27 protein-coding genes and 1 pseudogene are annotated in these 24,540 nt (G+C 69.2%); 9 read left to right on the top strand and 19 right to left on the bottom strand.

Features of this window, described 5'->3' with window-relative positions:
- Positions 1-107: 107 nt before the first annotated feature.
- From ACIBH4_RS22020 to ACIBH4_RS21985, 8 genes are all read right to left on the bottom strand, one after another.
- Positions 108-776 (bottom strand): DUF998 domain-containing protein, encoded by a 669-nt coding sequence (locus ACIBH4_RS22020; protein WP_362516957.1) that lies wholly within the window; start codon positions 774-776, stop codon positions 108-110.
- Positions 777-831: 55 nt separating this feature from the next.
- A complete protein-coding gene (locus ACIBH4_RS22015; RefSeq protein WP_362516960.1) occupies positions 832-1,215 on the bottom strand; it encodes a hypothetical protein in 384 nt (127 codons plus the stop codon).
- Positions 1,216-1,688: 473 nt separating this feature from the next.
- Positions 1,689-3,152 (bottom strand): HAMP domain-containing sensor histidine kinase, encoded by a 1,464-nt coding sequence (locus ACIBH4_RS22010; RefSeq protein ID WP_362770304.1) that lies wholly within the window; start codon positions 3,150-3,152, stop codon positions 1,689-1,691.
- Positions 3,149-3,832 carry a response regulator transcription factor gene (locus tag ACIBH4_RS22005; protein WP_362516966.1) on the bottom strand — a complete coding sequence of 228 codons (684 nt, stop codon included), beginning with the start codon at positions 3,830-3,832 and terminating at the stop codon, positions 3,149-3,151. Before ACIBH4_RS22005 ends, ACIBH4_RS22010 begins: the two co-directional genes overlap by 4 nt.
- Complete coding sequence (locus ACIBH4_RS22000; RefSeq protein WP_362516969.1) at positions 3,829-4,353, bottom strand: GerMN domain-containing protein; 525 nt, start codon at positions 4,351-4,353, stop codon at positions 3,829-3,831. The genes ACIBH4_RS22005 and ACIBH4_RS22000 overlap by 4 nt, the downstream gene beginning before the upstream one ends.
- Positions 4,354-4,380: 27 nt before the next feature.
- Positions 4,381-5,592: an acyltransferase gene (locus ACIBH4_RS21995; protein WP_362516972.1), complete on the bottom strand. Its 1,212-nt coding sequence runs from the start codon at positions 5,590-5,592 to the stop codon at positions 4,381-4,383.
- Complete coding sequence (locus ACIBH4_RS21990; protein WP_362770306.1) at positions 5,592-6,434, bottom strand: SGNH/GDSL hydrolase family protein; 843 nt, start codon at positions 6,432-6,434, stop codon at positions 5,592-5,594. Before ACIBH4_RS21990 ends, ACIBH4_RS21995 begins: the two co-directional genes overlap by 1 nt.
- A gap of 443 nt (positions 6,435-6,877) precedes the next feature.
- Positions 6,878-7,423 (bottom strand): GtrA family protein, encoded by a 546-nt coding sequence (locus ACIBH4_RS21985; RefSeq protein WP_362516977.1) that lies wholly within the window; start codon positions 7,421-7,423, stop codon positions 6,878-6,880.
- Positions 7,424-7,707: 284 nt separating this feature from the next.
- Here ACIBH4_RS21985 and ACIBH4_RS21980 point away from each other — a divergent pair.
- A pseudogene (locus ACIBH4_RS21980) lies at positions 7,708-7,887 on the top strand (helix-turn-helix domain-containing protein); the annotation flags it as partial.
- A 148-nt stretch (positions 7,888-8,035) separates the two neighbouring features.
- On the opposite strand, the gene ACIBH4_RS21975 reads toward ACIBH4_RS21980, so the two are convergent.
- Positions 8,036-8,806, bottom strand: a complete 771-nt coding sequence (locus ACIBH4_RS21975) for a serine hydrolase (RefSeq protein ID WP_362516980.1) — start codon at positions 8,804-8,806, stop codon at positions 8,036-8,038.
- On the opposite strand from ACIBH4_RS21975, the gene ACIBH4_RS21970 reads away from it, so the two are divergent.
- Both ACIBH4_RS21970 and ACIBH4_RS21965 read left to right on the top strand, forming a co-directional pair.
- Positions 8,807-9,424, top strand: coding sequence for a DUF433 domain-containing protein (locus tag ACIBH4_RS21970; protein ID WP_362516983.1), 618 nt, complete (start codon positions 8,807-8,809; stop codon positions 9,422-9,424).
- A complete protein-coding gene (locus ACIBH4_RS21965) occupies positions 9,405-9,791 on the top strand; it encodes a DUF5615 family PIN-like protein (protein ID WP_362516987.1) in 387 nt (128 codons plus the stop codon). The genes ACIBH4_RS21970 and ACIBH4_RS21965 overlap by 20 nt, the downstream gene beginning before the upstream one ends.
- On the opposite strand, the gene ACIBH4_RS21960 is transcribed toward ACIBH4_RS21965, so the two are convergent.
- From ACIBH4_RS21960 to ACIBH4_RS21930, 7 genes are all read right to left on the bottom strand, one after another.
- Positions 9,686-10,918, bottom strand: coding sequence for an MFS transporter (locus ACIBH4_RS21960; RefSeq protein WP_362516991.1), 1,233 nt, complete (start codon positions 10,916-10,918; stop codon positions 9,686-9,688). The genes ACIBH4_RS21965 and ACIBH4_RS21960 overlap by 106 nt on opposite strands.
- Complete coding sequence (locus tag ACIBH4_RS21955) at positions 10,915-11,325, bottom strand: DUF2237 domain-containing protein (RefSeq protein ID WP_362516994.1); 411 nt, start codon at positions 11,323-11,325, stop codon at positions 10,915-10,917. Before ACIBH4_RS21955 ends, ACIBH4_RS21960 begins: the two co-directional genes overlap by 4 nt.
- Positions 11,322-12,884, bottom strand: a complete 1,563-nt coding sequence (locus tag ACIBH4_RS21950) for an amidase family protein (protein WP_362516997.1) — start codon at positions 12,882-12,884, stop codon at positions 11,322-11,324. Before ACIBH4_RS21950 ends, ACIBH4_RS21955 begins: the two co-directional genes overlap by 4 nt.
- Positions 12,881-14,164 carry a DUF1116 domain-containing protein gene (locus ACIBH4_RS21945; protein ID WP_362770287.1) on the bottom strand — a complete coding sequence of 428 codons (1,284 nt, stop codon included), beginning with the start codon at positions 14,162-14,164 and terminating at the stop codon, positions 12,881-12,883. The genes ACIBH4_RS21950 and ACIBH4_RS21945 overlap by 4 nt, the downstream gene beginning before the upstream one ends.
- 146 nt (positions 14,165-14,310) lie before the next feature.
- Entirely contained in the window at positions 14,311-15,006 is a 696-nt protein-coding gene (locus ACIBH4_RS21940) for a GntR family transcriptional regulator (protein ID WP_362517003.1), read from the bottom strand.
- Positions 15,003-15,950: a polysaccharide deacetylase gene (locus tag ACIBH4_RS21935; RefSeq protein ID WP_362517006.1), complete on the bottom strand. Its 948-nt coding sequence runs from the start codon at positions 15,948-15,950 to the stop codon at positions 15,003-15,005. The genes ACIBH4_RS21940 and ACIBH4_RS21935 overlap by 4 nt, the downstream gene beginning before the upstream one ends.
- 8 nt (positions 15,951-15,958) lie before the next feature.
- On the bottom strand, positions 15,959-16,705 hold the full coding sequence (locus ACIBH4_RS21930) for an aspartate/glutamate racemase family protein (RefSeq protein ID WP_399172686.1): 747 nt from the start codon (positions 16,703-16,705) through the stop codon (positions 15,959-15,961).
- Positions 16,706-16,980: 275 nt separating this feature from the next.
- Between ACIBH4_RS21930 and ACIBH4_RS21925 the strand changes: the two genes are divergently transcribed.
- Genes ACIBH4_RS21925 through ACIBH4_RS21900 form a run of 6 tightly spaced genes read left to right on the top strand, consistent with a single transcriptional unit; the run spans position 16,981 to position 22,464 of the window.
- A complete protein-coding gene (locus ACIBH4_RS21925; RefSeq protein WP_362770284.1) occupies positions 16,981-18,378 on the top strand; it encodes a nucleobase:cation symporter-2 family protein in 1,398 nt (465 codons plus the stop codon).
- A 58-nt stretch (positions 18,379-18,436) separates the two neighbouring features.
- The gene (locus tag ACIBH4_RS21920; protein ID WP_362517016.1) at positions 18,437-19,654 is read left to right on the top strand and encodes an aromatic ring-hydroxylating dioxygenase subunit alpha; all 1,218 of its coding nucleotides are present in this window, start codon (positions 18,437-18,439) and stop codon (positions 19,652-19,654) included.
- A 33-nt stretch (positions 19,655-19,687) separates the two neighbouring features.
- On the top strand, positions 19,688-19,882 hold the full coding sequence (locus ACIBH4_RS21915; protein WP_362517019.1) for a ferredoxin: 195 nt from the start codon (positions 19,688-19,690) through the stop codon (positions 19,880-19,882).
- Positions 19,883-19,888: 6 nt separating this feature from the next.
- On the top strand, positions 19,889-21,136 hold the full coding sequence (locus tag ACIBH4_RS21910; protein WP_362517022.1) for an FAD-dependent oxidoreductase: 1,248 nt from the start codon (positions 19,889-19,891) through the stop codon (positions 21,134-21,136).
- On the top strand, positions 21,133-21,666 hold the full coding sequence (locus tag ACIBH4_RS21905; RefSeq protein ID WP_362770282.1) for a hypothetical protein: 534 nt from the start codon (positions 21,133-21,135) through the stop codon (positions 21,664-21,666). The genes ACIBH4_RS21910 and ACIBH4_RS21905 overlap by 4 nt, the downstream gene beginning before the upstream one ends.
- 39 nt (positions 21,667-21,705) lie before the next feature.
- Positions 21,706-22,464, top strand: a complete 759-nt coding sequence (locus ACIBH4_RS21900) for an enoyl-CoA hydratase-related protein (protein WP_362517028.1) — start codon at positions 21,706-21,708, stop codon at positions 22,462-22,464.
- A gap of 303 nt (positions 22,465-22,767) precedes the next feature.
- On the opposite strand, the gene ACIBH4_RS21895 is transcribed toward ACIBH4_RS21900, so the two are convergent.
- From ACIBH4_RS21895 to ACIBH4_RS21885, 3 genes are all read right to left on the bottom strand, one after another.
- Positions 22,768-22,884 carry an ALQxL family class IV lanthipeptide gene (locus tag ACIBH4_RS21895; protein WP_362770280.1) on the bottom strand — a complete coding sequence of 39 codons (117 nt, stop codon included), beginning with the start codon at positions 22,882-22,884 and terminating at the stop codon, positions 22,768-22,770.
- Between the two features lie 476 nt (positions 22,885-23,360).
- The gene (locus tag ACIBH4_RS21890; RefSeq protein ID WP_399172683.1) at positions 23,361-23,939 is read right to left on the bottom strand and encodes a transposase; all 579 of its coding nucleotides are present in this window, start codon (positions 23,937-23,939) and stop codon (positions 23,361-23,363) included.
- Positions 23,888-24,403, bottom strand: coding sequence for a transposase (locus tag ACIBH4_RS21885; protein ID WP_399172681.1), 516 nt, complete (start codon positions 24,401-24,403; stop codon positions 23,888-23,890). Before ACIBH4_RS21885 ends, ACIBH4_RS21890 begins: the two co-directional genes overlap by 52 nt.
- Positions 24,404-24,540: the final 137 nt, after the last annotated feature.

The following is a 24,540-nucleotide window of genomic DNA, read 5'->3' as shown; positions in this document are numbered from 1 at the left end:
GAATCTGGTACAAAATGAAAGGGGCAGGGAGCGGCGCACCCTCAGATCTCGGAACGGGAAAAGCCCGGCCCCTCGCGACGCGAGGAGACCGGGCCGTACGGATCTCACTACCTGAGCGCGAGCCACCGATCCGCCGCCACCACCGCGATCCACGCCATCCCGGTGAGCGCGCCGATCGCCAGGGTCAGCGATCCGGCCGTCCCACCCGTCATCGCCCACCCGTCACCGAGGGCGAAGACCAGACCGCTGAGCCGCGAGGCGGCGGCGAAGCCGGGACGGCCCGCCCGGGAGAAGTGGCGGCCCAGCACGAAGCAGGCCGCGATGTACGCGGTGAACGCGATGGACCCGGCGACCATGTGCATGAGGCCGCTCCCGCTCAACGTGCCCGTCTGGCCCAGCGGGGTGCCCGCGGGGAAGCCGTCGCCCGGGTCCATGACGAACACCCCGGCCGCGGCCATCGCGACCCCCGCGACCAGGACCAGCCGGGGCGCCCAGGTGCCACCGGGCGTACCCCGCAGCGCGCGGCCCAGGCCGATCGCGCCGGCCACCGTCAGAGCCCCGCTGACCAGGAAGTTGGTGATCTGCAACCAGCCCAGGTCGCCGGTACTCAGCATGCTCAGAGGGTGGCGCGTCAGATCGAAGCCCTCGCGGGTGAACACCTGGGCCAGCGACACGACCGCGAAGAGCGGCGCGGCGGCGATGGCGCAGGCGAGCAGCACACGCGTCGCCGGGGTGGTGGAACCGGTGGCGGTGGGGCCGGGCTGCAAGGCGGTCATGACGGTTTCCTCTCTGCTGCGACGGGGATCCGTCGCCGTACTCGTTCCGCCGGTCTCACCCGGCCTCGCTGACGCGTCGAACGAGGAGGACGGGATTCGACGCCGTCACGCCGTCACGTTCCCGAACTGCGCCGATGCCGATCCGACCGCATTCCCTGTCACATCGGACCGCGCCCCTGGTCGAGGTTGAGCGGGCAAGGCGGTCGGTGAGCGTTCCGTAGAGGGTCAGGGCGAGGCTGCTCAACGCGATGAACGCGCCGATCACGCTCGCCGACTGGTCGGCCTCCTCCAGCTTGTCCTGGGTGAACAGGTAGAGGCCCATCGCACTCACCGTGACGATGAACACGATGATGCCCGCCCATTTCAGAACGCGTCCCGACATGACCTCATCATTCCGTGACCGCAAGATCACATGAAGCGATACGAAGCGCGCGGGCATGGTGTGATCGGAATCGTTAAGCTGCCGCCACTCACCGTGGAACGGGTTGAGACGGCGGTCGCCGCCGACATCTCCCGCACACGCCGCCCTGCCCGGGCTCGCCCCCCTGGTCCATGGCCGACCACGCGCTGACCGCGACCGCCGCGACCTTTACCTGTACGCGGCGGGATCCGGCAAGGACTCGGTCTACCGCCTGCGCCGTCTCTGGGCAACGGGGACCTCACATGCGCGGGGTGCGTCGGAGAGGGTCTGCCTGCCATCTGCAGGGAGATCGGGCCGACAGGCATGATGAACCACGCCGGCCCGCTCCTCGCCCCCGACTCACGCGTGCTCTACAGCCTGGGCGTGCACTGGCACGGAGCCTTGACCCAGTTCACGCACCAGACCTCGCAGGCACGGCGTAGCCCCGCCTCAGTCGGCGCTGGATCTCGGGTCGGCTCCGGCCTCGTTCTTCCCGGGTCCGGCCCGCCCGTTCACCCGGTGCCGCGAGTGACGGGCGTTCCTCGCGGTGGATTCCGCGGCAGGGTGAGGGTCAGCACGGCTCCGCCTCGGGGGGCGTTGGTCGCGGTGAGGGTACCGCCGTGCAGGCGCGCGTTCTCGGTGGCGATGGCCAGGCCCAGGCCGCTGCCGTCGGTACGGGTACGGGCGGCGTCACCTTTGGTGAAGCGGTCGAAGACGTGGGGCAGCAGGTCGGCGGGGATGCCGGGCCCGTCGTCGGAGACGGTGACGGCGATCCGGTCGGTGTCGGCCCTGACCTGGACGAGGACCGATACCGCCGTACCGCCGTGCCGCAGCGCGTTGCCGACGAGGTTGGCCAGGATGACATCGACGCGGCGCGGGTCGAGCCGGGCGCGCAGCCCAGGGGGGACATCGGTGCGGACCCGGTCGCGCCAGTGCCGCAGCGCCAGCGTCTTGCCGACGAGCTCGCCCACGTCGACCTCGTCAAGGTTCGGTACGACGACGCCGGCGTCGAAGCGGGACACCTCGATCAGGTCCTCCACCAGGCGGCTGAGCTTGCGTGTCTCGTCGGAGACGAGTTGCAGCGCCTCGGCGGTGAGCGGCGCGAGGCGGCCGGAGGCGGCGTCGACGTCGAGGACCTCGGTCACGGCGGACATGGCCGCCAGCGGGGTGCGCAACTCGTGGGAGACGTCGGCGGCGAACCGGCGTGCCCGCGCCTCCATGTCGTGCAGCGCGGCCGCGTCGGACTGGAGTGTGGCCGCCATGGTGTTGAAGGTACGGCCGAGGTCGGCGAGTTCGTCGTTGCCGGTGACGCGTACTCGAGTGTCGAGACCGCCGCCCGCCATCCGCTCGGCGGCCGCCCGCAGCCGCCGTACCGGTCGCAGCAGTCTGCGCGCGGCCAGCAGCGCGGGGACGATGGAGACCAGGGCGACGGGCAGGGCTCCGGCGCGGGCGGCGGCCGCCAGGGTGTCCACATCCTGCTGCTGGGAAGCCAGGGAGAAGGAGGCGTAGACGACGAGGGGCGGGGGGTCGTGCGGACGGGCGGCGGCGGTGACCGGAAGGGCCACGGCCAGCCAGGGCACCTGGCCGCGATGAAAGCGCTGGGCCAGGGCGGTGGTCGCGGTGGCCGCTCGAGCGCGCAACCGCGCGGGCAGTGGCGGCTGCGCTCCGGTGGCGATGAGCGGGCCGCCGCGATAGGACAGGGCGGTGCGCCAGCCGCGGATACCCGCGGTGCGGTCCAGTTGCAGCGCCAGCGTACGCAGCTCCGTCTCGCCGGGGTCGGCAGGCAGGTCGGGCGTCCGGGAGGCGAGGTGGACGCGCAGGTCCTGCAGGGCGTCGGCCTGGGCGCGCTCCACGATCGCGGCGCGGCCCTGACGGAAGGTGAAGACGGCGACGCTCAGCGCGCTGAGCACGGAGACCAGCAGGAACGCCAGAACCAGCTGAGCTCGCAGGCCGCGGACGAAGGACAGGTGGATCACAACGGCCCGAAGCGGTAGCCGAAGCCGCGTACGGTCTGGATGTAGCGGGGGTTGCGGGGGTCGTCCTCGATTTTGGCCCGCAGCCGCATCACACACGCGTCGACCAGCCGGTAGTCGCCGTAGAAGGTGTGCTCCCACACCTGTTCCAGGAGCTGCTGGCGACTGAAGGTCTGTTCGGGCGCGGCCGACAGGAACAGCAGCAGCCTCAGCTCCGTCGGCGCCAGCGCGAGTTGCGTACCGTGCTTGAGCGCGCGCAGGGCGACCCGGTCGACGAGCAGATCGCCGTGAGTGGTGCGCGCCCGGTCGGAGGAGGCGGGCGGCGCGGTACGGCGCAGCACCGCGCGCATGCGCGCCTCGATGACCTCGCTGCTGGCAGGCTTGATCACGTAGTCGTCGGCGCCGGCCTCCAGACCGACCACGATGTCCACGTCATCGTCGCGCGCGGACAGGATCACGATGGGCACCTGGCTGAAGGCGCGGATGCGGCGGCAGGTCTCCAGGCCGCTCATACCGGGCAGCATCAGGTCGAGCAGCACGACCTCGGGAGCGCTCGCGACGAGCTCGGCCAGCCCGTCTTCACCGGTCGCGACCAGCACGGTTTCGTGGCCCCTGTGGCGCAGGCCGACACTCACGCCCCGGCGCACGGCCGGATCGTCTTCTATCACGAGCACACGGGTCATGGGGAGGCTCCTTGGTCAGCGGGGACGGCCGATCCGTTCTCGGCGCATCTGACCGGCCAGGGCCGGTCCATGGCGGGCTCGACCACCTCGACGACGGGATCGTCGCCGACGTCCGCGGCGGCGGCCGTGCACACGAGCTGGCTCACCGCCACCGGCCGCAGCTCGCGTACCTGCCAGGGCAGACGCAGTTTCACCCGGCCTCCGCTCGTCGTGGCCCGGACCGGCCGGGCTGAGGCGGGAAGCCGTGTGACCAGCCCTCGGGCCCGCTCCTCCGCCGTGGGACCGGCGAGCAACGCGTCCATCGCCCGTTGCAGCCGGTTTCCGGCCGGGGCCGGCCGCGAGACCGGCCAGGTGCCCTCCTGCGTGACGAAGTACACCCGCAGCAGCCGGTCGCTGTTCTCGGTCAGGCCGCCCTGGACCGGCTGACCGGCGGGCAGCACATCGGTGTCGGTGATCCCGCAGCCCGCCAGCGCCGCCGCCACGACCAGAACGGCCGCCACGCGGCGCAGCACCCCCGGCATGTGTCGTTCCTCCTCTTCCACGCGCTGTCACTCAGCGGCGTGACGTGGCTGGAGCCCGCCGAGCCTGCTCACATCGACCGTCCCCGCACCGGGCAGCGGCCGCGGTATCACCGCCCACACTCCCGCCGCCATCACTCCCGCGACGGCCAGCGCCACCCATCCACGGCCTCCGGTGGCCCACCGGGTGCGCGACCGTACCGGGTCCTCGACGACGACCTTCGACACTACCGCAGCCAGCAGCGACAGCCCGATCGCGCCGACCGTCCAGCCCCAGCCGGCGAGCCCGGCCACCGGCCGTGGCAGCAGCAGATAGACCGGCCAGTGCCACAGGTACAGGCTGTAGGACAGTTCGCCCAGCCGGCGCGGTACACCGCTGCCCACCGCCCGGCCCACCAGACCGCCCCGCGCATGGCCCAGCAGCGCGATCAGCACGGCACCGGCCAGGGCATGGGCGAACATCCCGCCCTGGAACAAGGCCGGGGCCTTTTCCCCGCCGGTCAACAACCATGAGGCGAGCAGCCCGCACAGCAGCACGACGCAGATCACCTCCACGGCGACGCGCGACAGGCCGGCCACCGCGTTCCGGACGGGCTCCGTGGCGGCAGCGGAGCCGAGAAGCAGGGAGAAGGCCCGGGTGTCGGTGCCCTCGTAGGCGCGGGTGGTGTCCACAGCCGCCCCCAGCTTGATCATGAGCAGGAGTGACCCGAGCGCACCGGCGACCGCGACGACCGCGACGCGCCGTTGCCCGCCGGGCCCCCTCCCGGCCGACGCCACCACCAGGGGCCAGACCAGGTAGAACTGCCACTCGACGCCGATGCTCCACAGGTGGGCGAACAGACGGGTGCCGGAGGCGTTCCAGTATCCGATCCGCTCGCCGATGAAATGCCAGTTCAGGCTCTGGGCGGCCACCCACGGCGCGTCCCGCAGGGCGGACCCCAGCACGCCCGGCCCGGCGAACGCCCAGGCCAGCAGCAACGTCGCCACGACCATGACGGCCAGCGCGGGCAGAAGTCTCCGGGCCCTGCGCCCCCAGAAGGCCACCAGGTCGATACGTCCGCGCCCGGCGAGCTCCTCAAGCAGCAGACCGGTGATCAGAAAGCCGGACAGCACGAAGAACAGGTCCACGCCCAGAAACCCGCCCCGCAAGTGCCCGGCGTGGAACAGCAGGACCCCGGCGACGGCGAGCCCACGCAGCCCGTCGAGCGCGCCGACATGCGCGCGGCGGGAGACCGAATCCATCAGCCGCAGCCGAGTTTGACGAAGCGCTCGTCACCGGTCCACGGCCCGGTGGCCCAGACGCCGGGGGCGGGCGGAGTGAAGCCCGCCAGGTCGCCGAGCCGCCTGACGAACCAGGCGGCGAAGGCAGCCGCCCCCTGTTGACAGGAGTGGATCCCGTCTGTGGCACGCTGTGCCCTGTCGGCGGCGTAGTCGTCCCCCCACAGCTCAGAGGCATCCAGGTAGCGAACGTCGGCGACCTTGGCGGCCATCGCGGGCGCGCTCTTGATCGCGTCCTCGTGGGGCTTGTAGAACCCGTCGATCTTGAACGGCGGAGCGGACACCAGGACGAGCCGCGCGCCGGCGTCCTTCGCCGCCCGGGAGAGCTCTTGGTAGGCCGCCAGCTGCTGGCGGGGCGTCCCCCAGTCGTAGCTGGTGATCTGGTACGCGATCACCGTCGGCCGGAAGGAGGCCAGCTCCTTCTTCAGCCTCTTCCAGGTGTCCTTGGCCGCCACGATTGTCACCGGGTGCTCACCGGCGACGACGGTGCCGCCGCCGTCGGAGGTGGCGTTCCTGAACCACACACCACCGGCCTTCAACGCGGCCTCCACGGCCGGGGCCTCCGCGCCCGCGATGGAGTCGCCCATCCACAACACCCTGACGCCGTTCGCAGCCTGGTCGGCGTGCCGGGCCGTCGCGGTCGTCGCAGTCGTCGCGGCCGGTCCGTCGCCGGGGGCTGCGGTGAATGCGCCGCAGGCCGCCAGCATGGCCCCGACCGCGACGGCGGCCGCCATCACTCCGGCGCGGCGGCGGCCGGTGGAGCCATGAGGGAACGGGAAGTCAGGAGAGGGGTTCGTCGGTCGCATGATCCGTAGGCAATCAGACGAATCCGGTGGTCAGCCGCGCTGTCATCGTTTCATCACACAATGAGGGATCAGCCATCACAGAGCTTCGCCTCCGCGACCTCGTCCCACACTGTGGCCGTGGCTACGACAGCGGAGGCGGATAGCGGTGGATCTCCGCTTTCCGGTTGCGCCGAAAAGGAGCCCACCACCGCCGAAGCCAGTGAGACCCTGAAGCTCCACATCACCGAGCTGATGAAGAGAAGTCAGGCGTTGGATGTCAAGATCACTGATCCCGGGGAGAGGGACATTCCCTGCGGTGAGGGCCGGACCAAACGGACCTTCGCCGCCACAGGTCAGGACACCGACCCCCCTCTGACGCGGATGGGCTCATGGTGGGACGCTCTCCGCTGTCGCTCCTTACGAGATCACCGAGGACCCAGGCAACGTCCCCATGAAGCTGGCCATCAAGCCGCCTCTTCTGTGGAATCGGGAGTGGGAGCCAGTCGCACGTCGCTGGACCGGGCCTCCTCGTCAGGGAAGACCCACTTCCGGAACGCCCAGAAACGGAAGACCATGGCGATCAATGTGCCAATGACCTGTGCGCTCACGAAGTCGGCGATCTCCTGGGTCACCAGGCTCACGTCCGGGGTCTCCAGCAGGAACACGTATCGGGAGATCCATAGCGGCACGGAGCTGAGCACCAGACCGATGCCACTGACCAGGAAGAACAGCGCAGCCTCGTGACGGCGCTCGCGACCGCCCCTGGTCCGGAACGACCATTCGCGGTTCAACACATAGGACACGATCGTCGCCACGAGCACCGCGATGACCTTCGCGGTCACCGGCTTCGGTTCCAGAATGGTCAGCTTCAGCCCATAGAACACCGTGTTGTCTACCAGGAACGCTGTTCCACCCACCACCGCGAACTTCAGCAGCTCACGGTGCTTCAGCGCAAGTGCGTGCAGCAGTCCCGGTAATCTTACGAGTACTGCGTTTGCTATTCGGAGCACCCCTGATCTTCTCACTAGTCGGACACCCTGGTGACAAGATTTACGGATATAGCTTATCCGGCTTCGCCATTATCGATCGCGCTCAACCCTTGGCGCTTAATCATGCTTTCTTAGCGAAACACGACACCTTCTGAGGCTCCTGGAAGCACACGCCAAGTGGTCCGCTCCGGAAGTCCTTCGGGGGTTGACTCCGGAGCCGGTGTTACTGAGGATGAAGTCTCGGCGTAACGGTGTGCTTGGGGCCGATTCGGGTGCGTTGTCCGCGTGGGTGTAGACCTGAAGGTATGAGATACGCGGACAGAAGCGGGGGCTTGTCCGCCCGGGCTCGGTCGCAGCGTGAGGAGCTGCGGTTTCGGGCCGCGGACATGTTCGCCGGAGGAATGGGTGCGCCGCGGGTGGCCCAGCTGCTGGGCATCACCCGCAAATCGGCGTGTGAGTGGCGCCGGGCCTGGCTGGCAGGCGGCAAGGCCGCCCTGGTCTCCCAAGGACCCAGCAGCAGATGCCGGCTGAGCGATGAGCAGCTGGATCGGCTGGAGGCGGAACTGGGAGGTGGTGCGGCCGCCTACGGCTGGGCCGATCAGCGCTGGACCCTGGCCCGGGTCAGGCTGCTGATCAAGGAGCTGTCCGGAATCTCTGGAGCACCTCACTTCCGCTCTTGGCTGCGACGCGGACATCACGTTGAAAGCCCATTGCCAGGCGATTCTTGGTCACTTGCTGAGCCATCAGCTGGCGGACCTGGGCGCACGCCTCAGCGGGGCCGGCCTCGTCGCGCCAGATCAGGCGCAGCAACTGGGCCATCTCCCTGGGAGTCGTGCGGATTGCATGTTCGGGTTGCATGGCACGGGAGGACCACAGCCGTTCCTGCAGATCCTGGGATTCATCGGCCGAGCGTGCTGTGGCCGTTGCGTGAGTCAGCTCTGCCCAGTCGGTAAATCTCGCGTCCTGGCCTATCGAGTCGAGCATGGCCTGCAGGGAGAAGGGAATCGCGGTTACCTTCAGCCCCAATTCGGTCAAGGTCGCTCGAACGCGGTCCAGGCCGACACGATCGATGAGGATGTCGGTGGCCGCGTTATCGCTCACGACCAGCATCATCCTGGTCAGGTCGCGTATGGAAGCGTCGACTTCGTCGGCGAAGGTAGAAAAGCCTGTCGGGCCTGCTGTTCGCGCGTTGGGCCTGATATGGACTCGGTCTTGTAGATCAAAATGGCCCGCGTCGGCCTGTCGGAAGACTTCCACGGCTATGGCGACCTTGAAGACCGAGGCAGCCACGACCAGGTCATCGCCGCCGACGTGCACTTCCGCGGCGCCGTCTATGTCCAGGACGCATAGCCATCCATCGCAACCGGCATCGGCAAAGAGCTGTTGAATCGACTTACCGACCACATGATCACCCTGGCAGAGTGTGATGGATTGCACCAGGCCGGCGTCAACCGTGGCGCGGTGCTGATCCCGGAGATCTCCAGCACCCGGCCCGTTCTCTACTCCTTCCGCGATGTGGTGGCGTTGTGGACCTGCGTCAAGCTGCGCAACGACGCCTCACTGCAGAAGATCAGACGGGCGCTCGACACGCTCCGCGACGACCTGAAAGAACACGACCACCTCTCCTCGTACACCCTGGTCGCCGACGGCGGCAGCATCTACCTGGCCGAGCCCGATCAGGCGGTCGACCTGGTACGGAAGAAGGCCAACGTGGTCATCCACGAGATGGTCGATGTCCTGCAGCCGTTCTACCGCGACGGCAGGCACATCCCGCCGCTGCTGCGGCCTCGCGCGCATGTGACGGTGGATCCGGCGGTCCGCGGCGGAGTGCCGGTGATCGAGGGCATCCGCGTCCCCTACGACGAGGTCGCGGCCTTGCTCCGGGATGGGCTCCCCCCGGAGCGGATCTCTGAGTACTACCCGAGCGTCACCTCCACGGCGGCCCTGGATGCCGCCGACTTCGCCGACTACGTTGACAGCTACGATCCCCCCAAGGAACCGCGTGAGGCTGCTGCTGGATGAGAACGTGTCCCGGCCGCTCCACCAGGCCATCAACGCCTTCGTCTTGGGGCATGAGATCGTCCACCTGCTGGATCTCGACCGCAGGTCAGGAACCCGGGACGAGAACCTCTACCCCCGAGCGGTGGCCGAGGGATTCCACGTCATCCTGACCAACGACGCCCGGCAGATGCAGCGCCCTCGGGAGGTCGAGGCGATCGCCGCCTCCGGGCTGCATCGGATCGAAGCCGGCGGCCAAGGGCGAGGTGTGGCGTGCCATGGCTCCTACCTGGGGTGCAGCGCTGCCAGGTGGCGTCGGCCGAGGGTGCTGGCCGTGGCGCCGACGCAGGCCGCGGCGAGCGCGATCAGGAAGGCGGCGAGCGGGCCGTAGCGGTCGGCGAGGGTGCCCGACAGCAGCGCGCCGACGGCGTAGCCGACGACGACGGAAGAGGTGAGCAGGGTCATGACCCACGAGATCCTCTCCGCCGGGACCGTCATCTCTCCCTGGGTGTAGGCGGTGACGAGGATCGGTGCGATGGTGACACCGGGCAGCACGATCAGCAGGCCCAGTGGCCAGAGACCGCCGATGTGCAGCCCGCCGACGATCGCGAGGGGCAGGGTGAGAACGGCCAGCAGGACGAAGCCCGTCTGGAGCCGGCGGGCCGGCGTGAAGGACGCGGGCAGCATCGGGACGAGCACGCCGGCGAGGGCGCTGCTCAGCCCGAGTATCGCGTAGATCAGCCCGGCCGCCCCGTCGGCGCCGGCGTCGACCGCGCGCCAGGTGATGCCTGCCTGCACCGCGCCGAAATAGCAGCCGAGGCCGGTCAGCCCGGCGGCGAGGAGGAACACGGGGCCGCGCAGTACCGGGGCCGAGGTGTCCCCGTCCCGGCGCTCGCCCCTGGCGACCGCGGCGGCCGTGGGATGCAGGGCGAACGCCACGCACATCGTGGCGGTGAGCCCGGCCGCCACGAGCACCGCCGCAGGGGGCGAGGTCGCCGCCGCGATGACGCCGACCAGCGCGGGCCCGAGGACGAACGCGAACTCGTCGCCCGTTCCCTCGAAGCTCATCGCCGCGGGGAAGCGGTTCATGGGCAGCCGTCCCTGGTGGGCCAGCGCGGTCCAGCGGGCCCGGGACAGCGGGCCGACCTGCGGCACCGAGAAGCCCGCGACCACCGACGCCACCAGCGCCGCCCACGTGGGCATGCCCCGCACGACGCACACCACCAGCAGGACGAGGGCCGCCGTGTGCAGCAGCGCCGCGGCCAGCCCGGCCGGCCGGTGCCCGTACCGGTCCGCTGTTCGCCCGACGAGCGGCCCGCCGGCCGCCTGCCCCACGGCGAAGGCGGAGGCCGTGGCGCCGCCGAGCGCGAGGGAGCCCGTGGCCCCGCTGACCAGCAGCAGCGAGCCCAACTGCCCCATGGTCGCGGGGATACGAGCGATCAGTGTGACCGCCAGGAACAGGGATCCGGTGGTGGCGGGCAGGGCCGTGTAGGCACGCAGCGCGTTCCAGCGGCTCATGGTGAGGTGTCCCGGCCGTCGTCCGGGGCCGTGGTACGCAGGTCCACCCCGTACTCCAGCAGTGCCGCTCGTGGGATCACCTCCAGCGCCCGGACGTTGGTCGCCGCGAGGTTCACCGGGCAGGCGCAGCCGGCCAGGTACGCCTCGTACCACTTCGACGCGATGACGCACCAGTGGTCGCCTGGCTTCAGTCCGGGGAAGGCGAGGTCGGGCCGGGGAGTCGCGATGTCGTTGTCGACCGTGGTCTGGAAAGCGATGAAGCGTTCGTCGACGATCGCGCAGACGGTGTGCCCCTTGGGGTTGTCGGGGCCGGTGTAGCAGTAGCCGTCGCGACGGTATCCGGTGATCGGGTCGAAGCCGCAGGGCTCAAGGAGTTCGCCGAAGAAGTTCAGTGCCGGCTCGGTCATCGTCCGCTCCTCGCGGTAGGGAGGTTCGCATCCGGGTCGTGACGCGGGGGTGGGGGGCAGCGGAAGACGCGCTCCTCGAACTCGGCCGCGACGCGGACCAGTCGCGCGTCCGTGCCGGGCCGTCCGACGAGGAGCATGCCGACCGGCAGTCCGTCCACGAATCCGCACGGGACACTGAGCGCCGGGTGCCCGGTGAGGTTGAACACGCAGTTGTTGTCGTGCATCTCGAAGGGGAGGTCGGTGCCGATCACCGCCTCGCGCGGGTCGGCCGGGAGCGGGTGGGGCGGCATCGGGACGCTCGGCAGGACGAGCAGGTCCACCTCGCGCAGCGCGCGATCGACCTGCTCGCGCAGCCGCACCCGCAGTTGCTGCGCGTACGCCATGACCTTGCCGTGGGTGGCGTCCCGTAGCAGCGTGGCGCCGACGAGCGCCAGCACCCCTCCGACCGGTATGTCCTCGGGACGGCGGGCGATCGCCTCGCCGAAGGTCTCCCCGAAGTTCGGGTGGTAGGGCCCGAAGTGGTTGTTGCCCTGGAGACGGGACTCGAAGACGGTGGTGAGGCCGCCCTCGATCGAGATGGGCAGATGGATGTCCCTGCCGTACCGGTGCAGCGGCACCGACACCTCCGACACGGTCAGCCCCAGCCGTTCCAGCGCCCGCGCGGACTCGCGGACCTGGTCGTCGAGACGCGGGTCGGAGCGGCCGGGCCAGCCGAATCCCTCGGTGAGGATTCCGGCGCGCAGCCCGGTGATCTCGCGGGCGTACTGGCCCGCGTACGACTCGTGCTCCCCGCCCGGGTGCGGCGCCGCGGTCGCCTCCAGGAAGGCGACCAGGCCGGCGGCGCTCCGGGTGAGCACGCCGATGTGGTCCAGCGTGCGCTCGGTCGGCATCGCACCGTCGTACTCGACGATCCCGTACGTCGGTTTGAGGCCGAAGACGCCGCACCAGGCGGCGGGGTTGCGGACCGAGCCGCCGTGGTCGGTGCCGATGCCGTAGTCGGCCTGCCCGGTCGCCACCAGGACCGCGGCGCCGCTGGAGGAGCCGCCGGCCGAGCGGCGCGGATCCCAGGGGTTGCCGACGGGGCCGTGCGCGCTGGTGAAGCTCGACCCGGAGTAGCACAGGTCCTCACAGACCGACGTGCCGACGATGACCCCTCCGGCGTCCCGCACCCGGCCGACGACCGCCGAGTCGGACCCGGGGACGAAGCCGGCCATGAGGCGGCTGCCCAGGGTCATCGGCACTCCGCGTACCGCGATCGACTCCTTGACGGTCACCGTTCGCCCGGCGAGCGGCCCGTCTCCCGGCTGCCCGGGGGCGTCGATCCGGTAGAGCCAGGCGCCGTACGGATCGTCCGGGCCACGCGGGACCCGGGTGACCGCGATGGGCGGGGGCTCGGGGGGACGCCCTTCGGTGGCCAGTTCCCGCACGCGGCCGTAGGTGTCGCGCATCCGGTCGATCGCGGGGCCGAGCCGGCCCACCAGGCCGGGGTCGAGGCCCCATCGGCCGGCGACGGCGGCGAGATCGGCGGGTGTGAAGGAGGGAATGCTCGTACCGCTCATGCGTGGCGCCCCGGTTCGCCCGCCGCGCCGACCCGTTCGGGAGCGGTCTCCTCCAACGCCCGGCTCGCCGCGGCGAACGGCTCCACCGGAATCGGGGTGATCCCGGCGCCGACCCGGCCGCGTCCCGGCTCCCGGTGCGCGAGGCCGTTGTTGATGACGGGCTCGATGCCGGTGGCGCGCACCCGGTGCACGTCGATGCCGAGCGGTGTTCCCCGGAAGTCCTCGGCGGGGATGAGGAAACGCCCGCTGGTGCCGGCGCACACGTCCCGCATGCTCCGGGTGATCTCCTGGGCCCTGGCCGTGTCGCCGCCGACGAAGGACATGATCGCCGGCGCCGCGGTCATCGCGAAGGCGCCGAAGCCGGCGGTCTCGGAGATCATCGAGTCGCCCATGGTCGGGGTGACGTCGTCGAGGGTCGCCCCCTCCAGCAGGACCGGGTCGCCGATCGGCGCGGGCACGGTGAACCAGCGGTCGCCGAGCCCGCTGACGCGGATGCCGAACTCCCGTCCGTTGCTCGCCATGGCCGTCACGATCGGGCTGCCGGGAATCCCGCCGGCGGCCAGCGTGACCGCCTTGGCGGCGGAGATCGCGAAGGGCAGTGCGAAGTGCCCGTTGCCGGCGATGAACGAGACCACCTTCGCGATGTCCTCGCGGTCGAAGGGGGTGTGCAGCAGGCCCGGGGTGAGCGTTACCAGCAGGGCCGCGCTGGTCGCGACCAGCCGGTTGTGGCAGTCGTCGCCGCGCCGCAGCCCTTCGGCCACCAGGGCGAGCAGGTCGAGGGGATCGGAGCGCTGGAGGGCCGCGTCGAGGGCCGGGGCGAGCACGTCGCCAAGCCACCGCAGCCGTGCCAGGGTCACCTCGTCGTACGACCCGTAGCGCATGGCCCCGCTGACGCCCTCGTTCAAAGGGGAGAACGTTCTGATGCCGCCCGTGGTCTCGGCTACCACGACGGGGGTGTTCGGCGTGATGATCCCGGCCATCGCCCCGACGGCGTTTGCGTCGTGACAGGGGCTGATGCTCACCTCGCCGCGGTGGATGATCGCCTCGGCCTCGGCGACCGACCCGGCCTCCCGTTCCAGCAGCAGGCCCGCGATGATCGCGCCCCGCATGGGCCCGGGTATGTCGGCGAGTTCGATCGGCGGCCCGGCGTGCAGGAATCGCCGCGGCCCGACCTGGTCGGTGGCGTCGCGTGCCTTGCAGACGTGACGTAGCCGGACGTCGGTGCCGTTCAGGGCGTCGAGGGTCGCCCGCGTGGGATCGGACCCCGTGGGATCGGACATGGTGCTGCTCCTGGTCGGTGGGAGGACGAAAAAGAGATCACGGCATCGCGAGGCGACATGCCGGGTGGGGACGCGACGGGGACTCGCGGTACGTGGCGAGGCTCAGGTAGCGCTCGCCGGAGCGCTGCGGAGGTCGCGGGGGCTTTCTAGGCCGGCGGAGCCTGGTGCTGCCGCTCGGCCAGGAGCGTCCGTACGATCTCGCGGTTCAGCCGGGCGTGTCTGCGCGCATGCTCGGCGGCGAGATCGGCCGAGCCCGAGGCGATCGCCTCGAACCACGCGGAATGCTCCTCGAACAGGTCGTGCGGGTCGCCGGTCTGCCGCAGCAGCCAGTGCAGGCGCCCCTGCAGGGGCTCCAGCACGGTCTGGAGCAGACTGTTGTGCGACAGTTTCAGGATCTCGTCGTGAAACGCCTCGTTGGCCTTGCCGAGCGCGACCCGGTCCCCGGCGTCGAGCGCCTTGCGGCCACGGGCGAGTATGCCCCGTACCCGCCGCAGCTCGGTCTTGGTGGCCCGGGTCGCGGCCTGCTGGCTGGCCAGGACCTCCAGCGTCTCGCGCACGTCGAACAGCTCCTCGACGTCCTGCGCCGAAAGCTCCACGACGACCGCGCCGCGGCGGGGAACCGTCCTGACGAACCCTTCGCTCTCCAGCGCCCGGATCGCCTCGCGCACCGGCAGCCGGGAGACCCCGAGCTGGGCCGCGATCTCGGTCTCGACGAGCCGCGTGCCGGCTGGGTACACGTCGTCGATGATGCGCTGGCGCAGCTCGTCGCGGACGCGGTCCCTGAGCGGCTTGTAGTCGGCGTCGATGTCGAACGAGCCCGACGCGTCCGCCTGCCTGCTCACAGGGCCGTCCTCCCGGTCTTCCGTCTCGGTCCCGAACCGCCGCCGACCGGTGCCGGCCGCTCGGTGCCCTGAAAAGGATAGCGCCGCCGGAAGTCGTCGGCCGCCGCGTCGAAGGTGGTGAACTCGACACCGGGCAGGTCGAGCCAGCTCTCGAAGAGCCGTTCCAGCATCAGCAGCACCTGGGGCCGCCCGGACACGTCGGGGTGCAGCGTCACGGGGAACACCCCGTAGTCGAACTCGCGGTAGACCCAGTCGAACTGGTCGCGCCACAGCTGTTCGACGTCGTGGGGGCTGACGAAGCCGTGGCTGTTGGGGGACTTCTTGACGAACATCATCGGCGGCAGGTCGTCGACGTACCAGTTGCCGCAGAACTCCACGAGGTCCACCTCGGTGCCGTGCTGGAGGGGCTTCATCCAGTCCTCGGCCCGGCGGTTGTAGTCGATCTTCGTCCATTCGTCGCCCACCCGGGCGTAGAAGGGGTGGAAGTCGTTGTAGTTCTGCGAGTGGCCGTAGGAGAAGCCGTACTCCTTGAGGAGCGCCGGGGTGTCGTGGCTCATCTCCCACCAGGGGGCGACGTAGCCGCGCGGCGGGCGTCCCCACAGGCGCCGGATCAGCTCGACGCAGCGGCCGAGCACGTCCCGTTCCTGCTCCGGGGACATGTCGATGGGGTTCTCGTGGGAGTAGCCGTGCGCCCCGATCTCGTGCCCCGCGTCGGCGACGGCCGCCATCTCGGTGGGGAAGGTCTCGATGGAGTGGCCCGGGATGAACCAGGTGGTCCGCAGGTCGTACCGTTCGAAGAGCTGGAGCAGCCGCGGGGTGCCGACCTCGCCGGCGAACACCCCGCGCTGGATGTCGTTCGGCGAGTCCTCACCGCCGTAGGAGCCGAGCCAGCCGGCGACGGCGTCGACGTCGACCCCGATAAGGATCTTGATTTCCTTGGCCATGGCGTTCCTCATCTCTGCCTGGAGGCTGCGGGCGGGCCGGCGAGCAGCCGGCCGTACCCGGTGATCGGTGTGGTGTCCCCGGCCAGTCCGAGGGTCTGCCACAGGGTCGCCGCGACACTGTCGACCACCAGGACGCCGGTCCGGCTCTCCCAGCCCGCGGCCAGGTGGGCGGCGCGCAGGTTGGTGCACACCACCGCGACGGCGTCGCAGTCCGCGGCGGCGAGTTCGCCGAAGGCCCCGTCCAGTTCCGCGTTCGTGGTCAGCGCGAAGTCGTAGTTGGTGGTACGGCCGAAGTGGCGGGCCGCGTGCACGGGGAAGCCTTGGTCCGCGTAGTGCGCGGCGATGGCGTCGCCGACGTCCCGCGTGTACGGCGTGAGCAGGCCCAGCCGCCGGACCTCGAAGGTCCGCAGCGCCTCCAGGACGGCCAGCGTCGAGGTCGTCGCGGGAGTGTCCGTGACCTGCTCCATGGCACGGCACAGGCGTTCGTCCCGGCCGGGACCGAGCCACGAGCCCGAGGTGCCGTTCCAGGCAACGACGTCGACGCGGGCGTCGCCGAGAAGGCGTGCGGCGTCGGTGAAGGAGTCCTGGCCGAACTGGCCGGTGTCGGCGGGATCGAGGCTGATGCTCGTCACCCGGAGCCGGGTGAAGTGGACCGAGACGTCCTGCCGAAAGGTCAGCAGTTCGCCGGTCACGGGCTCCACAACGGTGTTGGAAGACGGGGTGATCAGGCCTATCCGCCGGGCGGTCGGCTGCACTATGTCTCCGCTCAAAGGATCGAATCGGGGATACGGTATCCAGGATCCTAAGAAACGATCCGCAGGAAAACAAGTCGTTGACAGTGATATGGGTCGCCCTTAATCTCCATATACCGCACTACCGGATACTCACTGAACCGGCTCTTCGACGGGTGACCTCGATCGTCGGAGCAGCAAGGATTCCTGCTCACGCATGCCCATAGCTCCGGATCTTGGCCTTGTCGACGCCGCCGGAGGGACCAGGGCTCGTTCCACTCAGTGCCCAGGAGACCGCCGTGTCACCTACCGTCCGCGCACCCAAGCCAGCGGCTTCGAATCGCCACCCGGTAGACGAAGTCCTGCCCGTCCCCCAGTTGTTCTTCTTCGGCCTGCAACACATGTTGATCATGTACGCGGGCTGCGTGGCCGTTCCACTCGTGCTCGGCGCGGTGCTGAAACTCGACACGCACACCATCGCATTGATCGTCAACGCCGACCTGCTGGTGGCCGGAATCGCCACCATCATCCAAAGCGTCGGCCTGACCCGCTTCTTCGGTATCCGGATGCCGGTGGTCGCGGGCGCCTCGTTCACCTTCCTCACCCCGATGATCCTGATCGGCTCCGAGTACGGCCTGCCGACCATGTACGGCTCGATGATCGTGGCCGGCGTCTTCGGCGTCCTGATCGCCCGGCCGTTCTCCAGGGTGCTGAGGTTCTTCCCGAGCCTGGTCACCGGCTGTGTGATCACGATCATCGGACTCTCGCTGATCAAGGTCAGCGCCGATCTGATCATCGGCTCCGATCCGGCCGCGGCGGACTACGCGAGCGTGCGGTACATCCTGCTGGCCTTCACCGTCGTGGTGATCATCGTGCTGGTGAACCGCCTGTTCAAGGGGTTCGCCCGCAACGTCTCGGTGCTCTTCGGCCTCGTTATCGGGGCGGTGATCGCCTGGTTCATGGGCCTTGGCGACTTCTCGTCCGTGGCCGGCGCCAAATGGTTCGGCTTCTCCACGCCACTGCATTTCGGCGCGCCGGAATTCCGGGTCGTCCCGATCATCGCGATGTGCGTGGCCATGATCGTGGTCTTCAGCGAGATGACCGCGTGCGTTCTCGCCATCGGCGACGCCGTCGGCAAGAAGGTCACCGACAAGGACATGGCCCGGGGCCTGGCCACCGACGGCCTCGCCGCCATACTCGCCGGGTTCATGAACTCCGTGCCGGACTCCACGTTCGGGCAGAACGTCGGGCTGATCAGCCTGACCAAGATTAAAAGCCGTTACGTCATCACGGTCACCGGCATCCTGCTGGTGATCATGGGAGCCATTCCCAAGCTCGGCGAGGTCGTCGCCAGCCTGCCCGGTCCCGTGATCGGCGGCGCCGGCCTGGTGATGTTCGCGATGACGGCGGCCGTGGGCATCCAGATGCTGCAGAAGGTCGACTTCGAGGGAAACCAGAACCTGCTCATCGTCGCCGTCGCTCTCGGCGTCGGCATGCTGCCGGTCGTGGTGCCCGCCATCTACCAGAACTTCCACCAGGACGCGCAGTTCATCCTCGGCAGCGCCATCACGGCCACCGTGCTGGTGGCGTTGCTGCTCAACCTGCTCTTCAACCATCTGCTGGTCCGCAAGAGCACACCGGCCACCCAGGCCACCGAAAGCCCTGACGCTCAGGAGAGCACCGAGAGCACGGTGTGACTCCCACGCCCGGCGTCATCCCACACATATCGCAGAAGTCCTAAGGAGCACCATCATCATGGGTCAGGCGCCCGTTTCAACGCATCTCCGGCAGATCCTCAAGGTCATCGAAGAGGGCTCCCGCGACATGGCCACCGGATGGAACCTTCCCCGCGAGTGCTATGTCGATCCGGAGTTCTACGCCTTCGAGCAGGAGGCCATCTTCATGCGGCAGTGGCTGTGCCTCGGCCGCGTCGACGAGATCCCCAAGCCCGGCGACTTCGTGCGCGTCGACATGGGCGACGAACCCCTGATGATGGTCCGCGGCAAGGACATGGAGATCCGGGTGCTCAGTCCGATCTGCGCGCACCGGGCCCACCTGGTGTGCGAGGGGTCGGGGAACACCGGCAAACTCTTCCGCTGCCCCTTCCACGCCTGGACCTACGGGCTGGACGGCAACCTCATCGCGGCGCCGTCCATGAACGACACCATCGGCCTCAAGAACCTGAAGGGAGAGGCATACCTGCCCTCGCACCGGGTCGAGATCTGGAACGGCTTCGTCTTCACCAACCTCGACCCGGACGCGAAGCCGCTCGCGCCCACGCTCACCAAGCTGACCGCCGAGCTGGAGAACTACCACATCGGCGAGATGGTGAGCATGCCGGTGGCCGAGCTGCGCGGTAACAACTGGAACTGGAAGTCCCAGTTGGAGAACGGCATCGAGCCGTACCACAGCGCCTATCTCCACGGCATGCTGCACGACTTCGCACACGTCAGGCTGACCAGCTTCGTCGACATCAGTCCCGACGAGGGCGCGATCTACCACCCGACCGGCTTCTATCACGCCGACGCCGGCTTCAACCCGACCGCCAAGGCCCTGCTCCCGGTGATCCCGACGCTCACCGAGAAGGAACGCAACCAGGTCATGTTCGCCTCGATCCCGCCGAACCTGGGCTTCGGGGCGGTGCCGGAGGGCCTGTTCTACTACCTCGTCCTGCCGGACGGGCCCGAGCACATGAACCTGCGCATCGGCCACCTGTATCCGGAGGAGTCCACCAAGCACCCCCGCTTCGAGCAGCTCTACAAGATCGCTCAGGATGGTCTCGTCCTCTTCCACCAGCAGGACGCCAGCTCGGACGCCTCCCTGCAGAAGGGCATGCGCTCCCGCTTCCGCCGTCCGGGCCGCTACTCCTACCAGGAGGAGTCGCTCCTCCAGTTCAACCAGTGGCTGCTGAAGCGCTACCAGGACTACGTGGACCTGGCCGACAGCGCCCTCAAGCCCTCGCCCGCCCTCTGAACGGCGAGACCACCCCTTGTGTGAGGACACGACATGAAACTCACTGTTGACCGCAACCTGTGCGATGGCAACGGCGTGTGCATGGGCATCGCCCCCGAGGTCTTCGACATCGACGACGACCTGACGCTGCACATCGTGGACGAGATCCCCGACGACCCGGCCGTCCACGCCCGGGTCCGGCAGTCGGTCACCTCCTGCCCGGTCCTCGCCCTGACCCTGGAGGAATGAGCGATCGTGGTGGGCAACACCTCGAAGACCATCGTGGTGGCCGGCGGCTCGCTCGCCGGCCACACCGTGGTCACCGAACTCAACCGGCGCGGCTTCACCGGCGAAGTCGTCTGGGTACGCGGCCTCGAAGGCACAGCCCCGTACTCCAAACCCGCCCTGTCCAAAGAACTCATCCAGGGCAAGGTCACCAGCGACGGGATCCGCCTGCCGGCCCCCAAGGAGTACGGCCTGCGGCTGCGGATCGCGGACCGCGCGGTGTGCGCGCGGCTCGATCCGGACGCGGACCGGGTACTGGTCACCCGTGAGACGGAGGCCGGAGCGGAACTGTCCGACGGCGAATGGATCCCCTTCGACGCCCTGTTCGTCTGCACCGGGATGCGCGCCCGCGTACCACAGGGGTTCGCGGGACTGCCGGGGGTCCACTGCCTGCGAACCCTCGCCGACGCCGAGCGGATCAGGGAGCGGCTGGCCGGGCGGCCGCGCACGGTGGTCGTCGGCGCGGGCCTGGTCGGCAGTGAGATGGCCGCGTCGCTGCGGTCCTGCGGACTGCCGGTGGAGCTGGTCGTGCAGGGGCGGCTGCCGATGGAGCCCGTGTTCGACGCCGAGCTGGGGCGGTTCTGCCTGGACCAGCACCACGCCCACGGTGTCACGACGCGGCTGCTGACGACCGTCACCGGCCTGTCGGCGGCAGGGCCGGACGGCCCGGTCGTCCTGACCTTCGACGACGGCGAGGAGACCACGGCCGACCTGGTCGTCCTCGGGCTCGGCGCGGTGACCGCCTGCGACTGGCTGAACGGCGGCGGGCTCGACCTCTCCGACGGCCTCGGCTGCGACGAGGCCCTGCGCACCGCGCGGCCGAACATCTTCGCGGCCGGGGACGTCGCCAACTGGAGGCACCCCCTGTTCGGGCGCCGGATGCGGGTCGAGCACTGGAGCAACGCGTCGGCCCAGGCGCGGCACGCCGTCGAGAGCTGGCAGGCCGGGCAGGAGGGCCGGGAACCTCCGGCGTTCGCGGACGTGCCGTACTTCTGGTCCGACCAGTACGGGCTCAAGTACCAGATGGTCGGCCACGCGCGCGGTCACGACGAGGTCCATGTCGAGACGGCCGGGGCGGGCGGGCACCCGTTCGTGACCTACTTCCGGGAGGGCCGGGTCGTCGCCGCGGCCGGGGTCAACGCGCCGCGTGCGGTGATGCGGATGAAGGCGCGTATCCAGTCCGAAGGAATGACGAGCCAGGGAGCGTACGCAACGTGAACGGCAATCCCGCCGGGGACGGCACGAGGCACGCACATGACGGCGGCCGCGCCGAGGACACCGCGCTGTTCGGGGTGATCCGGGACAACATGTGGTCGCTGCTGAGCGACCGCTACCGCACCAACCGCCGTACCTCGCACCCGCCGACCGCGGACGAGTACCTCCACGACCGGCCCTTCTGGCCCGCGTTCACCTTCGAAGGGGTGACGTACGCGGCGGAGGAGGGCAAGGACTGGCTTCTGGTGACCTTCCACGACACGGACATCCCCGACACCACGTTGGGCTTCCGGATCGACCTGGAGACGGCCATGGTCGAGTGGACCCGGCGGGTCGGCGGGCGGATCCCGCGCGAGCACCCGGAAATGTTCGCGGCGGAACTGATCTGGTTCATGATCTGCTTCATCGGCGTCGCCGATTTCGACGGCGCGACCGGCACCCCCGGGGCCCCGCACTGGATCAATGACGGCTCCGAGATCTTCGGAAAGCTTAAGAACAACCCGAACATGGACACCTTCGAGTCCCACCACTGACATCCCTCCGCCCGTGATCGGGCCGGCAGAAAGGCCACCATGGCAGTTGTCGAGATCGAAAAGCCCCGCGACGGTGTCGCGGTCGTCCGGCTCAACCGGCCGGAGGTGCGGAACGCGCTCAACACCGAGGTACGTGAGCTGCTCGCCGCCGCCGTCGACACCCTCAACAAGGACGACGACATCGGCGCGATCGTCCTGACTGGTGGCGACACCGTCTTCGCCGTCGGCGCCGACCTGAGCGAACAGGCCGGCCGCGACGTGGTGGGCGCGATCCGCGCCTACACCCACCAGGCGTTCTGGTACAGCGGAAAGCCGGTGATCGCCGCCGTGAACGGAGACGCGTTCGGCGGTGGCAACGAGTTCATCCTGCAGTGCGACTTCGTCATCGCGGCGGAGAACGCGCGCTTCGCGCAGACCGAGATCACCATCGGTCTGGTACCCGGCGGCGGCGCGACCCAGCGCCTGCCCCGCACCATCGGACGGCAGAACGCGATGTACGCCCTCCTCACCGGAGCCCCCCTGAGCGCGGCCGACGCGTACCGGCTCGGCTACGTCTCCGAGGTGGTGGAAGGAAACGCCATCGACCGGGCCGTGGAACTGGCCGCGCTGATCGCCGCCTGCCCGCGCCTGGCCGTACGGCAGATCAAGGAGGTCGTACGCCTCGGCCTGGACACCTCCTTCGAAGCCGGCATCGCCCTGGAACGCCGGGGCTACCAACTTATGTTCGGCACCCAGGACCTCCGCGAAGGCTTCGCCTCGATCCAAGAAGGACGCCAACCCAACTTCACCGGCGACTAACTCCGCGGGCCGGACCGTACAGGCACCCCGGGGCGAGAGCCGGACATCGGCTCTCAGGCCGCCCAGGCACGGCCGCGGCGGAATCGGACCGATCGCGACCCGAAGCCGAACCGGCCTGCACCGTGTACGCCTTCCGATTCAGCCCCGCGCCCCTCATCGGTGCAGGACGTCGAAGGTCAGGTGTTCACTGCGCGTCGCCCCGGCCGCCGCCTACCCGCGACGAATGCCTCCGCGGCCGAGGCGACGCGCCTTCGACCACTCACCTACCGCGAGCGCCCGATCCGGCCGCTCCTGCGGTGAACATCAGTCGAGGGTGAGCGTGACCAGGGAGACGAGAGTAACGCAGGTGATTTTGCAGGGATACAGAGCGGCTTCCATCTTGCTGGGAAGCATGTCCAGAGAGTTGATGTCGAGTTCCACTGCTTTTCTCCTTTTGTTGGGGAGGACCTCCACCGAGACTGCGGCGGTCTCCGTAACTGCCGATCCATCCGGCGGAGTCTGTGTGGTCGGACTCGGTGTGCTGCCTACCATGCCGCTTCATCGGCGCGGGCGGGTTCCTCGATCGAGATCGTGCTCCGTGTCCGTACCGGTACGACGAATTCGTCGTACCGGGACAGCATCGTGGCGAGCACTTATGAACCACTTTCGATAGGAATGACAAGGCGTTTCCAACTCTCGGCTTGACTTTCGCCGATCACCGAAACGACCGGGACGGAAGACGCTGTCATCGGCAGGCCGGATGCCGTTCGCCATGAAGCGGCAGCTGGTCACGGCCATGCTCACCCGGGCACTGGAGTCCGGGGTTTCATTTAACCGGTTCACCGCCGATGAGCCCTTTCGTGCCGACGATAATCCGCGAACGCTTAAGAAGCCTTACTGAGGATGAATGCTGGGCGTTATGGCGGTTGGAGGGCCAGTCCGGTCTCGGCGACGAAGCCGTCCAGTAGCGTCGGCTGGTACTGCATCTGTTTCAGTTTGCTGCGGATGACGAGGGTGAGCTGGTCGATGCCGTCGACGGCGAGGTTGAGCAGCTTGTCGCGCAGGCAGGCCCATACCCCCTCGGCGGGGTTGAGCTCAGGTGCGTAAGCGGGGAACCGGTAGACCAGCAGCCAGTCGGTGTGCGCGTCGATGAACGCCCGCGTCGCGGTGCAGACGTGCGCGGGCAGCCCGTCCCAGACGACCACGATCGGCCCGCCCAGTTGCTGGTGCGCCGCGCTCAGCAGGGCGGTCAGATCCCCCGGCCCGAACCCCTTCGGCTCTGCCTTACGGCGATGGTAGGTGATCGTCCGATAGATCAGCCTCGTACGCCTGCTCTGCTTGAGGCAGACCAGCCCGGCGATCGACCCCCTGCCCGACCCGGTGCCCGGCACCCCCAAGATCGGGGTCTGCCCCCGCAGCGCCCAGGTACGGCCCTTGGGCGGCCTCAGATTCCGCCCGGCCTCATCGACGAAGACGACCCAGGCGCCCCAGGCCACCGCGACGCTTTTATATTCGCCCACCCCCGCTGCGCCCACCCGGCGATCTGCTCCTCATCGCGCTCCAGCGCGCGATGCGCCGGCACCTGCGGCGAGTACTCCAGCCGCCTCAGCAGGTATCCCACCCCGCGCACCGTGTAAGACACCCCGAACAGCTCCTTGATCAGCAGCCTGACCCGGGCCAGGGTCCAGCGCTGATCGGCCCAGCCGTAGGCGGCCGCACCACCTCCCAGTTCCGCCTCCAGCCGATCCAGCTGCTCATCGCTCAGCCGGCATCTGCTGCTGGGTCCTTGGGAGACCAGGGCGGCCTTGCCGCCTGCCAGCCAGGCCCGGCGCCACTCACACGCCGATTTGCGGGTGATGCCCAGCAGCTGGGCCACCCGCGGCGCACCCATTCCTCCGGCGAACATGTCCGCGGCCCGAAACCGCAGCTCCTCACGCTGCGACCGAGCCCGGGCGGACAAGCCCCCGCTTCTGTCCGCGTATCTCATACCTTCAGGTCTACATCCACGCGGACAACGCACCCGAATCGGTCCCAAGCACACCGTTACGCCGAGACTTCATCCTCAGTAGTCGGCGGCATCCAGGGCCGTCCGGGCGG

The organism is Streptosporangium sp. NPDC050284 (genome assembly GCF_044459525.1).
Lineage (GTDB): Bacteria > Actinomycetota > Actinomycetes > Streptosporangiales > Streptosporangiaceae > Streptosporangium.
Note: the sequence above shows the minus strand (reverse complement) of the source record. Positions and strands in the feature narration are given on the sequence as shown.